At 53.6% G+C, this 12,960-nt stretch carries 15 protein-coding genes; 10 read left to right on the top strand and 5 right to left on the bottom strand.

Annotated elements, in window-relative coordinates; all coding sequences use genetic code 11:
- Positions 1-318: integrase core domain-containing protein (locus tag B5D58_RS12585; protein WP_143779593.1), on the top strand; the 318-nt coding region annotated here is incomplete at its 5' end.
- Positions 319-895: 577 nt separating this feature from the next.
- On the opposite strand, the gene B5D58_RS14485 is transcribed toward B5D58_RS12585, so the two are convergent.
- From B5D58_RS14485 to B5D58_RS14475, 3 genes are read right to left on the bottom strand one after another with little or no spacing between them, the layout of a single operon-like run.
- Positions 896-1,189 carry an IS5 family transposase gene (locus B5D58_RS14485; RefSeq protein WP_011112534.1) on the bottom strand — a complete coding sequence of 98 codons (294 nt, stop codon included), beginning with the start codon at positions 1,187-1,189 and terminating at the stop codon, positions 896-898.
- Positions 1,149-1,406 carry a hypothetical protein gene (locus B5D58_RS14480; RefSeq protein ID WP_280512954.1) on the bottom strand — a complete coding sequence of 86 codons (258 nt, stop codon included), beginning with the start codon at positions 1,404-1,406 and terminating at the stop codon, positions 1,149-1,151. The genes B5D58_RS14485 and B5D58_RS14480 overlap by 41 nt, the downstream gene beginning before the upstream one ends.
- Positions 1,403-1,723, bottom strand: coding sequence for a transposase (locus B5D58_RS14475; RefSeq protein WP_276677964.1), 321 nt, complete (start codon positions 1,721-1,723; stop codon positions 1,403-1,405). Before B5D58_RS14475 ends, B5D58_RS14480 begins: the two co-directional genes overlap by 4 nt.
- Positions 1,724-2,176: 453 nt before the next feature.
- Between B5D58_RS14475 and B5D58_RS14385 the strand changes: the two genes are divergently transcribed.
- Genes B5D58_RS14385 through B5D58_RS12545 form a run of 8 tightly spaced genes read left to right on the top strand, consistent with a single transcriptional unit; the run spans position 2,177 to position 9,542 of the window.
- Positions 2,177-2,569 carry a hypothetical protein gene (locus B5D58_RS14385; protein WP_011112535.1) on the top strand — a complete coding sequence of 131 codons (393 nt, stop codon included), beginning with the start codon at positions 2,177-2,179 and terminating at the stop codon, positions 2,567-2,569.
- Positions 2,551-3,387 carry a phenylacetate--CoA ligase family protein gene (locus B5D58_RS12575; RefSeq protein WP_011112536.1) on the top strand — a complete coding sequence of 279 codons (837 nt, stop codon included), beginning with the start codon at positions 2,551-2,553 and terminating at the stop codon, positions 3,385-3,387. Before B5D58_RS14385 ends, B5D58_RS12575 begins: the two co-directional genes overlap by 19 nt.
- A gap of 11 nt (positions 3,388-3,398) precedes the next feature.
- Positions 3,399-4,736: a putative O-glycosylation ligase, exosortase A system-associated gene (locus tag B5D58_RS12570; RefSeq protein ID WP_011112537.1), complete on the top strand. Its 1,338-nt coding sequence runs from the start codon at positions 3,399-3,401 to the stop codon at positions 4,734-4,736.
- 3 nt (positions 4,737-4,739) lie between these two features.
- Positions 4,740-5,414, top strand: a complete 675-nt coding sequence (locus B5D58_RS12565) for a polysaccharide deacetylase family protein (protein WP_011112538.1) — start codon at positions 4,740-4,742, stop codon at positions 5,412-5,414.
- The gene (locus tag B5D58_RS12560; protein WP_078737693.1) at positions 5,344-5,697 is read left to right on the top strand and encodes a polysaccharide deacetylase family protein; all 354 of its coding nucleotides are present in this window, start codon (positions 5,344-5,346) and stop codon (positions 5,695-5,697) included. Before B5D58_RS12565 ends, B5D58_RS12560 begins: the two co-directional genes overlap by 71 nt.
- Position 5,698: 1 nt before the next feature.
- Positions 5,699-6,592 (top strand): glycosyltransferase family 2 protein, encoded by an 894-nt coding sequence (locus tag B5D58_RS12555; protein ID WP_041356824.1) that lies wholly within the window; start codon positions 5,699-5,701, stop codon positions 6,590-6,592.
- Positions 6,589-7,575: a glycosyltransferase family 2 protein gene (locus B5D58_RS12550; RefSeq protein WP_011112540.1), complete on the top strand. Its 987-nt coding sequence runs from the start codon at positions 6,589-6,591 to the stop codon at positions 7,573-7,575. The genes B5D58_RS12555 and B5D58_RS12550 overlap by 4 nt, the downstream gene beginning before the upstream one ends.
- A gap of 41 nt (positions 7,576-7,616) precedes the next feature.
- Positions 7,617-9,542: a CDP-glycerol glycerophosphotransferase family protein gene (locus B5D58_RS12545; protein ID WP_158297471.1), complete on the top strand. Its 1,926-nt coding sequence runs from the start codon at positions 7,617-7,619 to the stop codon at positions 9,540-9,542.
- 14 nt (positions 9,543-9,556) lie between these two features.
- Here the strand turns inward: B5D58_RS12545 and B5D58_RS12540 are convergent, their stop codons facing one another.
- The gene (locus B5D58_RS12540) at positions 9,557-10,732 is read right to left on the bottom strand and encodes a glycosyltransferase family 4 protein (protein ID WP_041356826.1); all 1,176 of its coding nucleotides are present in this window, start codon (positions 10,730-10,732) and stop codon (positions 9,557-9,559) included.
- A gap of 7 nt (positions 10,733-10,739) precedes the next feature.
- Positions 10,740-12,245: a lipopolysaccharide biosynthesis protein gene (locus B5D58_RS12535; RefSeq protein WP_011112543.1), complete on the bottom strand. Its 1,506-nt coding sequence runs from the start codon at positions 12,243-12,245 to the stop codon at positions 10,740-10,742.
- A 408-nt stretch (positions 12,246-12,653) separates the two neighbouring features.
- Between B5D58_RS12535 and B5D58_RS12530 the strand changes: the two genes are divergently transcribed.
- Positions 12,654-12,960 (top strand): transposase (locus tag B5D58_RS12530; protein WP_078737650.1); only part of this gene is annotated, 307 nt, incomplete at its 3' end.

Genomic DNA, 12,960 nt, shown 5'->3' with positions numbered 1-12,960 from the left:
TTGCATATCTTCGACCGTGTCTGCCTGGAAAATGGTACGGAACATCGCCTGACCCAGCCAAATCACCCCTGGACCAATGGTCAAGTCGAACGCATGAACCGCACCCTCAAGGAAGCAACCGTCAAACGCTATCATTATGAAAATCATCAACAGTTGCGAGAGCATCTTTACAGCTTCCTGAATGCCTACAACTTCGCCAGGCGACTCAAAACCTTACGAGGACTCACACCTTACGAATACATCATCAAATGCTGGCAAAACGAACCTGAACGTTTTATCATCAATCCATACCATCACAAAGTGGGACTAAACAACTAGCAAGAGATATGGCTACATTTGTTCGGATTAGTTGGCTTACAGAGGCCGCGCCCAGAGACTTTGAAATAACTTTATCGACTGATGTTCAGCGTCTCGGATAACCGATGCCATCCTGGATCGGAACAAGCGGGATAAAGTGGCAGGAACCTTTGCCAGGAGTAGTTTTATTACACACGGTCCATCAACCACACACCTCCCGAGATGGATCGCCATTTGGCATCGGAAATTTTTCAATCGGATTTTCCGAGCCAAATATGATGATGCATTCCATAGAAAGTGGCCCATGTTTTTGTGTAAATGACATCAGGCGCTGCGACTATAGAGCATCGTGCAAGACAAAAGGTGGTCAATGTTTGTGCTTTATGATTGTCGAGAAAATATACCTCATTTATCTGTAATAAATGCTCAGATTCAACAGATACATGATGAGTTGGTTAATTTCGAGGGAAAGCTTCCAAAGCTCGAATTGATTGCATCACGGTATGGAATGACAGTGCGAGCAATGAATACTGCCTTCAAGAAGAAATTTGGGAAGTCTATTTATGCTCATATCTCCTGTAGCCGTCTGCATAAGAACTTATTCGTAAATAATATTAACGGCCAGCGGCACCTTCCGGAAAGCAATGATGGCAGCAGCCAAGTGATTGAGTCCCAGGAAGCTGCGTGCAAGCTTCTCGTAACGCATGAGCAATTTGCGAAGGCAATTGAACCAGCCGTGCGAGACCTCGATGATCCAGCGTCTGGCGTGAGCGCCGGGGTGTCGTCGCTTCTCTTTGGCTTGCTGGCCACGGCCTTTGACATGTGCAGTGCAACCGTGTTCTTCGATGCTCTCAAGAGTGTGGGAGCACCAGTGTAACCGGCATCGGCACACGGGTGTTTGTGACGTCGCTTCGGTAGGTTCGGACGTTTGACCATGATGGCCTCCAGCACTGCTGGCAACTGGCTGACGTCATGCCGGCTGGCCCGGTCACGATGAGCGACAACGGGACGCCACGACCGTCCACCAGCAGGTGTCGCTTGCTCCCATTTTTTCCCCGATCCGTCGAGTTGGAGCCGACAATCTGTTGTGCCAGGAGTGCCTTCATCATGGAGCCGTCGATGCTTTGTCAGCGCCAGACAATGCCCTCCATGTCGTCGTATTCGGCCAGACCAGCCTTCCCATAACGCTTCGAATACGCCGGAGACCTGCCATTCGAGGGAGCGCCTTCCTCTGGCAGCCTGTGCGTAACACGTAGACAATCGCTTCGAACACCAGCCGTGGATCCTTGGGCTTACGCCCACCTCCAGGTTTGTGCATGTATATCCGATCCGATCGCCGCGGTGCGGCCGCCAGAATCAGCAGCTCCATCCGTTCCCAAAGAGCATCGGATACTTCCCGCGACGCCACGCTTGTTGTTTTGGCCATCCATCCTCCCCGTATCGCGCTCATGCACAGGCTACGAAATAAGAGCATGCCCGTTTAAGGATAAGCTCTTAATCTTCGTTCGCTGCACAAACAACTGCTCATTGCCGCCGCTTCGATTATTCCGCAACCCTTGCGCTCCATTCGGGTTGCTGACGCTCATTACTAATCAGATATAATAGTTTTGAAGGTAGTAAAGATTCACTAGGACATCAGGACAGTATATTAGCGGCTGGAAAACAGCAAGTTTCCCATGGAGGCTGCAATAACGTCATCAACGCTGAATAATATCAATACTTGCGCTACACAGATGGCTAAAAATTAGGCGCTCCCAACACATCAATTCTTATCTAAGGATGAGAAGCTGCATAATAATGCAGACCAAAATTCTGTCTGGAATAAAGTTTGCGCCAATCTTAACCGTTAGAGATTGATTTAAATCCCAAATTTAATGACATGTCCGATCTGTATACCCGCTTCGTTGCCAATGTCCTGTTTCCCCTGAAGAAGCACGATACCGTGCAGGTGCATGGCAAAATAGAAGTTTTGCAATGGTGGCTGAGCGAATGCATCCTGAGGTTGCAGGCACAATGCCTGCGGACGCTGCTCGAACATGCGGGCACACACGTACCGCATTACCGAGACCTGTTCGCGAGGATCAGCTTCGATCCAGCGAAGGTCGACAGCGTGGCCGACATCCGTGCCAGCAGTGATGCACTGCGCGCCGACAATGCCGTTGGCCTTGCTCATTTCAATACAGAGGGGTCGAGCGGAGAACTTTCGATCTTCTTTATCGGCACCAAGCGTGTCAGCCACGATGTTGCTGCCAAATGGCACGCCACGCATTGATGCGGACCGAGTTACTGCCGACCTTCGGAATGCCGGACAAAAAGGTCGATGGCTTTATTGCACGCATCCGCGAACGCCATCCAAAAATGATTTTCGGTTACCCTTCTGCCATGAGCCATATCGTGCCATGCGCCGAGCAGCGCGGAGTTAGATTCGATGACCTAGGGATCAAGGTGGTGTTCTGCACATCAGAGCGGCTCTATAACCACCAGCGCGAGACGATCGTCCGTCTGTTCGGCTGCCCAGTAGCTAATGGCTATGGTGGACGGGACGCTGGTTTCATCGCACATGAGTGCCCAAACGGCAACATGCACGTCATAACCGAAGATATCGTCGTCGAAATTATCGGCGAGGCAGGCCGAGTGCTACCGCATAGGCAGTCTGGAAAGATCGTCGTCACCCATCTCGCCACGCGAGACTATCCTTTCATCCGCTACCGTACCGGCGATATTGCCAGCCTGAGCGAAGAGACGTGTTCTTGCGGCCGTGGCCTGCCGCTGTTGACCGACATTCAAGGGCGCAATACGGATTTTGTCGTCGCTGCAGAGGGCACGGTGCTTCATGGGTTGGCGCTGATCTATGTGGTGCACGATCTGAATGAGGTGCGGACGTTCAAGATCGTGCGGAAAAATCGGGAACATACGCGGATTCTGCTCGCACCCGAGGCTGGCGGCGATATGACCGGCATCGACACTATCATCATCGATGGCTTCCGGTGCCGACTGGGGGCGAAGGTGACGGTGAAGTTCGTCGACGCAGTCCTCGCCGAGAAATCGGGGAAATTCTGTTATGTGGCCAGCCATGTTGTACTGCACTGAGGGTTCCACTCATGCGTGATTTACTGATTGTGTCGATTGTGGCGGTGATGGCCGTGATGGCACTGCGTCGCCCGTGGGTCGGGGTAATGCTGTGGACTTGGCTTAGTATCATGAATCCGCATCGCTACAGTTGGGGCTTTGCTTATTCAGCGCCGCTGGCTGCGGTGGCAGCCGGCGTGGCCCTGCTCGGTCTGGCGTTTACTAAAGAGCGGCAAAGCCCGTTTCAGGGCGCACCGGTCGCCTGGTTCGCGTTGCTGACGATCTGGATTACATTATCATGGCTCTTCGGTTACGATCCAGCAGGGGATTATGTGCAGTGGAGTAAGGTGATGAAGATTTATTTCATGACCTTTGTTGCGCTGATGCTGTTGTCGAATAAGTATCATCTGATGGCTTTTGCCTGGGTAACGGTGGGCTCCCTAGCTTTGCTGGGCGCCAAAGGTGGATTCTTCACCGTGCTTCATGGCGGCAACTATCGTGTTTGGGGGCCACCAGGTTCGTTCATCGCCGACAACAATCATTTTGCCCTTGCATTGATCATGACCGTGCCACTGCTTCATTTTCTGCAACTACAGTTACAGAAACCGTGGCAACGCCACCTCATGACCGTGACCATGCTGTCATGTGTTGCTTCAGCTCTGGGCAGTCACTCGCGCGGCGCCTTGCTGGCGATCAGCGCCATGGGTGCAGTGCTATGGTGGCGCAGTAATCGCAAGGGTCTGATGAGTTTCGGGGTGTTGGTCGTGCTGCTATTGCTGCTGCCGATGATGCCGGAAGAATGGTGGGCGCGTATGGGCACAATCCAGACCTACGAGGAAGACGCGTCGGCGATGGGGCGCATCAATGGCTGGCTGGTGGCCATCGAAGTCGCCAAGCACTACCTGTTTGGTGGTGGCATGTCTTATCAGCACGAGTTCTTTTTTTCGATGTGGGGTGTGTATAACACCAACGTCATTGCGGCCCACAGCATTTATTTCCAGATTCTGGGTAATCATGGATTCATCGGGCTGGCGCTCTATCTGGGGCTGTGGGCGAGTACCTTGTGGCAGGCTGGCTGGCTGCGCCGTCATGCGCGCTCGATTCCCGAAGCAAAATGGACAGTTGACCTTGGCAGCATGGTTCAGGTCAGTTTGATCGGGTTTGCGGTAGGGGGAGCTTTTCTCTCCATGCCTTATTTTGACCTGCCTTACAATCTGATGGTACTGGTGGTGTTGGCGCGGCGTTGGGTGGAAACCCGCGGCTGGGAGCGCGATCCGGCCATACCGTTTATGGAATACGCCGGTTTGCGGGTTGGCAAGCGTGAACGGGCAGACGTGAGCAGTGCGCGTCCGAGGCGCACAGGATACTGATTGATGCTGATCAAAACTGCCTTTCAACTGTTTTCTCCGGCAAGCGATCGGGGCAAGCTGAGCATTCTGATTTTCCACCGCGCACTCAGTGCGCCCGATCCCTTGTTTTCCGAAGAATCAGATGCAGTGCGTTTCAATTTGATAATGAGCTGGGTGGTGCAGCAGTTTGACGTGCTGCCACTGGATGAGGCAATCCGCCTTTTGCAGGCAAGCAAGTTGCCAGCGCGCGCGATGGCAGTCACTTTTAATGATGACTATGCCGACAATTACACAGAAGCGTTGCTGATACTGCAACGGCATAGTTTGCCGGCAACGTTTTTCATTGCAACCAACTTTCTCGATGGCGAGCGCATGTGGAACGACACCATCATCGAAGCGGTGCGCGGAACCAAAGTGGATTTCCTTGATGCCGACATACCAGGCGTCGAAGCTGCGCCGATGCGCAATGACGCCGAAAAGCACAGCTTTCTCGGCAGGCTCATCCAGGCGATCAAGCGCCAGCTGTACAGCAGGAGACGATCGAACGCATTGCTGAAATCAGCCAAGCGGATTTGCCAACGATCTCACGCTCAACACAAAACAGCTGCGCGATCTGCGCCAGACAGGCATGCTGATCGGCGCACACACGCTCAGTCACCCGATTCTGGCCAAAACCGGCGTGGCCGAGGTAGGGCATGAAAGCGCCGCAAGTCGGGATATCCTGGAAAACCTGCTTGGCGAGCCTGTGCGCCGGTTTATCTCTTCCAATGGCAAGCTCGGTAGTAACTATGCCCGGCGCGACGTCGATATCGTCAAACGTCTTGGCTTCGAGGCTGCGGTATCCATGAGCTGGGAGGCCAATACACGGAATGCGAATCCGCTTCAGCCGCTGCGCTTCACCCCGTGGGAAAAGCAGCACTGGCGTTATAGTGCCCGTTTGCTCGGCAATCTACAGCATACGCAGGTTCTGGCGTTGGAATAAAATGAAAATTTCGGTCGTTATTCCCACTTTCAACCGCTGCCATTTGCTGGCAGAGGCGATAAACTCGGCCCTCGACCAGGCTTCATCCGAACTAGAAGTCGAGGCGGTGATCGTCGATGACGAATCGGACGACGGTACCGCAGCCTGGCTGGAGACCGCGTTTGCCGGCGAGCATCGGGTTCGGGTATTGGTGAATGGGCGAGGGAAAAGACCGGCAGGAGCCAGAAACACCGGCATCCTGGCTGCCCGCCATCCGAAGGTGGGCGTCATCTTTAGTCGGGCACGCTACGAGCAGGATGAGACTGAAGTGCCCTACATGGATCCGAACTTCGAATGCAAACTGTGCTACGCATCGATTGCTACGGAAGACAAGGATGCTGTCGTCTTCGATCGAAGCTATTTCGGGCACCTGCTTAAATATAGCTGCTACTTCAATTTGTCGGCAGTCGTCATGACCGCTGATGCGGCACGGCAACTGATGAGCGAGTCGTTGCACATCGCCGAGGACTTTAAGTTCTGGGTACGCTTATCGCACGAGCAGATATTTGCCTGTCTGAAAGTGCCGCAGATACGGTATCGCTCACATTCCGCGAACATCCCCTTCAAAGCGGACAAGGATCCCGCTGGCAATACCCCATCCATGCTCCATACGTACCGCTTGATGCTTGGCTATCCCGGTCTGGCACGAAGTAATCGTGAGCAGCTTCGCAAGCACATGGCGAAGGAGTATTTCGACTGGGCTTACCGCTGCAGCCGCAAGGGGCGGCTGGCGGAAGCCTTGCGCCTGCGCCTCGCCTTGTTCGATCTGCTCTGGAAGAATGTGGTTGCCTGCGTCAAGCTGCCGTGGATCGGGCTCAGATATAGGGCAGATCGTGTAGGGAGCACGGAGCAATGAACAGTCTGCCGGGTAGTATACAAACTTCCAGGACGAATCAACAGCGTCCACTGATCAGTGTCATCGTGCCGGCATACAATGCAGAGGATTTCATCCTCGAGGCGCTGCGCAGCATTACCGCGCAGGACTACGAACCGCTTGAGATCCTGCTGGTGGACGACGGCTCGACCGACGGCACTGCAGATCTGGTACGCCGCGAGATGCCCACTGTCCGCATCATCCGCCAGGACAATACAGGCGTGGCCGAGGCACGCAATACCGGCCTACGCAACGCTTGTGGAGAATTTATCTGCCTACTCGATGCTGACGATGGCTGGTGTCCTGGCAAGCTGCATGCGCAGGTCCAGTATTTGCAGCAACATCCCCAAACAGGTGCGGTCTATCACGCCTGGCAGGTCTGGCGACCTGATGCAGAGGGTAATTTTGTTTCCATGCCTGCGCCAGTAGTGGCGGATTCCACGGCCATTGATCCAGCTTTATCGGGCTGGATTTATCCGCAGTTGCTGATGGATTGTATCGTGCACACTTCCACTATCATGATGCGGCGCGAGTTTGTCGAACAACTCGGTTTTTTTCGCGCTGAACTGATCAATGGCGAGGACTACGATTACTGGTTGCGCTTGTCCCGCCTCACCCGGATCGACAAGTTGGTAGGAGTCTATTCATTTTATCGCGGCTCGCCCGGCAGTCTCACCAACAGTGTGAAGCCGGTAAATTATGAATACAACGTGGTCAGCGCGGCAGCGGCCAAGTGGGGACTAGCTGCGCCCGACGGACGTGCGCTTGCAGCGGTTGATTTTCAGCGCCGCCTCGGCAAACTTGCCTTTGACTTCGCATATAGACATTACCGCTGGGGATCGGCACGCATTGCACGCCGTGCTGCGCTGCAAGCCTGGCGTCATGATCCCCGGCGTTACAAAGCTTTGTTGTTCTGGCTGGCCTCGTTTTTCAAGCGAGAACCCAGATCGGCCGTACAAGGCTGATGTGGATGAGGGTGCCGCGCAGTTCAATCGGAGCTGAAAAAATGTCAGGTTCTGAACCTGTTTACCAAGAACCACCCACTGCGTATTGGCGCGCCCCTTCAAGCTACGATGCGCGGCTGCGCGAAGATTTTCTTGCGTCTTTGAAATCGTCTTCGACCACGCTTGGTGCCGTACCGCAGCCGATGCAAATCGACGTGCTGCGCCGCTTGCATTGGTATTTTACTGTTGATGGGCGCGAGCGAGCGCCAACGGCGATTGTGGGGGTAGAAGCGGCGCAGGCTTTTCATGCACTGATCGGGGAAATTCTACAGTATGTCGATCCGGGCTTGATTGGCCGCTTCTCTGACCCTGCGGTGTCGAGTGAAATTCGTCACGTGCTGTACTCTTGGCATGGAAAGCCAGTCTGTTCAGCGGCGATACTGGATTGTTATGACCATGCTCAGCAACTCGTCAAACTGCGCTACTTTGTGCATGGAGAACCACCTGTCGAAGCGTGGCTGGTGGATGGCAAGGCTGTTGAGCCTGCCTTCGCCAAATACCGCGGTTGCCGTTATTACCATCGCAGCTGTATGCAACAGCGCATCGTCTGGTTACCTGTTGCGCAGGGCAGCAAGCTGCAATTACGACTGAATGGTCAGCCTCATGCTATCGAACTTGATGAATCAGGTTTTTTTGCCCGATCCGTATCGGAGGATGAGACCTTCGATCTGGCTGGTGCGCGCGCAGCATTCTGGCCGGGACGGGGTGGACGTCGACGTTCCCGACCGTTATTGAAGTCACTGAAAGCCGGGCTGCTTGCCCTATATGCAGCGCTGCCTTGGGTGCGGGCGAGATACCGGCGGGCCTGGGTATTTCTTGATCGACATGAAAATGCCGATGACAATGCCGAACATCTTTACCGCTGGGTTACGGCGAAACAGCCACAAATCAACGCCTGGTTTCTGCTGAAACCCGATTCGCCAGATTGGGCGCGGCTGGAGCAGGAAGGATTTCAGTTGCTGGCACCGAATGGCCTGCAGAGAAAATTGCTGGTTTTGAATAGCGAGAACATCATTTCCTCACATGCCGAGTATGGTGCGGGCGGTTTTGACCCAAGGGTGTATGCACCGTATATGCGTTGGCGTTACACCTTTCTTCAGCATGGAACCATTCTGAACGATCTTTCACATTGGCTTGGACCGCTCCAGTTCGATCTATTCTCAACAAGTAGCTTAGTGGAGTATCAGTCCATCGCTGAAGACGGTGGCAACTATCCATACTCGAAACGTGAAGTAAGCTTCACTGGCCTTCCTCGCCATGACTGTTTGTTAAGAAAGGCACGTGAGCGAAAGCCGCCGTCGAGCAAAACACTGCTGGTGATGCCAACTTGGCGTGGTGGCACTTTCGAGGAGCAGGCCAAGGATTTGAGTGCGGATGAGCGCCAGCAGCTTTTTGCCCAGACCGACTATGCCAGGGCATGGAAGTCCTTGCTGCATAATCCTGCCTTGCATGCGGCTTTGCAGCAGCATGGCTGGCAGCTCAGTTTCATGCCGCACATGAATACCCTGCCTTTTCTGGATGTCTTTGAATTGTCCCCCGAGATCAGATTAGTTTCGGTGCTCGACGGCCATATTCAGGAGGCGTTGGTCAGCGCTGATGCTTTTCTGACTGATTATACTTCGGTCACTTTCGATATCGCCTTGTTGCGTCGGCCAAGTTTTTACTACCAGTTTGATCGTACGCTTTTCTACGGCGGTGGGCACAACTGGCGGCCAGGCTATTTCGATTACGAGCGCGATGGTTTCGGCCCTGTCGCTTTCAGCGAAAATGAGTTACTGCAGCAATTGCTCGCTTTCCTTGAAAATGGTGGTGAAGTGCCAGCACTTTACCGCGAGCGCATGGAACGTGCCATGCCGCTCGACGATGAACTGGCGTGCCAGCGCTGTTTCGATCGCATCTCCAGCCTGAATCAACCCTGGCAAGGATAGCTGAGTTTTCTTGATCAGCCCCTGGACAGCCGGCGGTACAGGCTGCGGACATTGTCTTGAAGTTTTGTCTTGAAGGTGTAGCGCGGCAAGCTTACTTCGCTTGCCGCGATGCGCTGATAGTGCTCGATATAAGCAGACTTCAGCTTCTCGAGTGCGTAAGTTTCCCGTGCAATCTGCGGTCCCCGTTCGCGTAAATACCGCATTTGTGCAGGGTCACGCTTCAACAGGGCGTCGCGTAGCGCACCTGCCTGCTTGATATCCAGAAAAACACCTTCACGCACGATCGAACGCTGGTTAGGATGTTCGGTGCAGAACACCGGCAAGCCCATCGCCAGCGCTTCGATATACACGATACCGAAAGTCTCGAACAATGAGCCCAGCGCAAAGACATCGGCCGCCGCATAAGCCTGGGGCAACTCATCATGAGGCATTTTGGTGAAAGTGATCCGCCCCGGCATCAGTTTTTCGCCGAGCGCCTTGATCGCTGGCGTATCGGCACATTCCTGACCGACGATGAGCAAATGCGCTTCAGGTATCTGGGCAACTTCCTTGATCAGGTAATCCATGCGCTTGTGCCAGTAGCAGATGATGCCGACGCTGATGACGACGAAGGCATCCTCGGCAATGCCGTAGCGGGCGCGAAAATCGCTGCTGATCGAGGGGTTGAAACGCTGGATATCGACACCGTGGGGAATGCAGAAAGCTTTTTCACGGGCGCTGTGCTGCAGATTGTATTCGGTGTGCTCCTGAACAAAATCGCAGTTGGATAGTTTGGCTGCTGGAATCGCGCCACCATTGGAAAAGAGGAACTTGGGGGTATGTGCAAACAGATGGCGGAAGCCGTAAAGCCGGTTGCACACTTCCTGCTCAAGACAGTGAATGATGTCGTAGCCACCTTCGAGCAAGGGGCGTAGCGCGGCATGGGCGAAAGTCTCGGTTTCGATGCGGATGCGCTCCTGCTCCTGCATGGCAACTTTCCAGCGTGGCGAAACAGCAAGATGGATGTTCTGTAGGCTGGGCGCATTGCGTGACACATTGTCGATGACCAGTTCGTTCGGTGCTGGCTCACCACCGCCCTTGAACAAGGTGATGTCGACGCTGCCCTTCAACATGTCGAATAGATCTCTGACAAAAATTTCGTGACCGCGCTGAACGTTGCCCAGGCCCGAGCACAGCAGAGCTATTTTCATGTGGTATTCATCTCCGTTTGGTGAAGCGAGCGGCGAGCTCGGTGAAATCCTGCAGATACTGTCTGGAAAGCAAATGGAGCACGCTGGCGTAGCTGATTGCTCCACATGCGATCAATGCCCCGAGATGCATTCCAGGGTGGAGGGCCGTCAATATCGGCAGATTGCGTAAAAAAGCGATTGCAGCCCACATCAGCAGAGCGGCAATGAAAGGACGCGCCAGGATGTGCAGCAAATGAGAAGTGCCCAGTCCGATCAAACCAAGTGCGACGCGAAAGACAAAAACGGAAAATAGTGAGTTCGCCGCAATCGCCAGGGCAACCACGTTTAGCCCGTATGGCATAGCAAACAGTATCGAGCACAGCAACAGTGCGGTATATATTATGTTGTAGCGAAACGCCAATGGCACCCGGTTTTGTGAATTGAACAAAGAAGAACCAATTGCGGTCGAGCCGCGCAGAGCTGCGCTGATGCCAAGCAACGACAGGATCGGGATCATTGGTAGCCATTGTTCGCCGTACAGTACCGGCACGATTTCGGTTGCAACGGCAGACAAACCGATACCGATCGGGCAGATGATGGCGGCAAGCAGACGTCCGCTCCGCAGTACTGAGTGTTGCAGTCGGACCTGATCGGCCTGAAGGGAAGAAAACGCAGGAAACAGCACGCGCTGCAAAGGCATCGCAATGCGGCCGCGTACTTCGTCAGTCAGCGAACGTGCGTTCTGGTAGTAACCCAGTGCACTGGCGCCAAACTGACGGCCAATCAGCAGCAGATCGCTATTCATATTCAGATAGTACAGCACTGTATTGCCCATGTAACTGCTGCTCGTTTTCCAGGTGGAAAGCAGATACTGGCGATGAAAACGCAGGCGTGGCCGGTAGCGGATTGCGCTCACCATCAACAAGGTGCCGATGATCGAGCCAGCCAGCGAACCATACACCAGGCTCCAGACGCCGAAGCCCAGATAGGCAAGTATAATCGCTGCGGCAGAACGCAGTCCAATCGTGCCGATCTGGATGATGAACTCGGTGCCGAAGCGCATCAGTCGCGAAAGAATCGCTTGATGGACGGTGGACAGACTGCCGAAAATGAAAGTGAGGCACATGACACGAAGCAATGGTCCCGTAGCTTCATCACCGAACAGCCAGTGAGTGAGAAAAGACAGAGCAAAAATCACCGCAGCGATGGTACAGCCCAAGGCAAGCGTGGCCCAGAACATAGTGTCAAGCTGCAGACGAGTGATAACCCGACGCTGGATCAGGATGTTGGCAAAGCCAAAGCTGCCCAGTAGACCAGCAAATTCGGTGACGACCGTGGCCATGGCAAGGTAGCCAAAGTCAGCGGGCGTCAGCAGCCGGGCAAGGATAGCCATCGAACCAATCGTGAGCGTAGTGCGCAACACGATGCCGAGCAGGGTAAAGCCAGCACCACGGGCGACACGGGATCCAAGGTCGCGGGAACTGAGAATAAGTGCCTGGCGCACTGTGGTGTGGCGGGGGGTGCTACGTGTCATCGACAGGCCGGGGTATTTGCAACAAAAACAGGGAGGGGCATGTTCAGTGCGGTCGCTAGATTGGTTGAAGCAATATCAGACTGAGATGAGGTTTGACGGACAGAAAAACCCCGTACAGCAGGGAATCGGCAACCTGCAACTGAAGGGAATGTTTTTCGACTGTGGGATATAGAAAAAATAAACCGCCTTTCCGATGAGTTTTAAATCTACTGAAAGCTGGCTCAATTGTCAAATATGGTGATAACTGATCGAAAAAATGACTGTATTCCAGTTCAATTAATGACTGTAACAGAATAATTCTTTCAATAGCTAGTCGTCCCTGAGAAATATAATAACTGATTGATTCTCAATGAATATATTGTCATTTATGCTAGGGTCTGTTAACACTATTTGTATTAAAATTACCGAATGGAAATATCCGCATCGCAATTCAAGCTTATTGAAAATCTACTGCCGATACAACGGGGTAACGTCACACTTTCGAATTTGGAAGTGCTCAACGCGATTCTGTATGTTGCAGAGCACGGCTGTAAGTGGCGTGGTCTGCCTGTGAAATTCGGCAATTGGCACAGCATTTACACGCGCGCCAACCGTTGGGCCAGGAATGGCGTCCTGGATCGGGTTTTCCTCGCGCTTCAGCAAAACAAGCTGATACAGCTGGAAGTGGATCACATGTCGCTGGATAGTACGATAGTCAAAGTCCATCCTGATGGTA

The sequence above is a fragment of the Nitrosomonas europaea genome, assembly GCF_900167395.1.
Lineage (GTDB): Bacteria > Pseudomonadota > Gammaproteobacteria > Burkholderiales > Nitrosomonadaceae > Nitrosomonas > Nitrosomonas europaea.
Note: the sequence above shows the minus strand (reverse complement) of the source record. Positions and strands in the feature narration are given on the sequence as shown.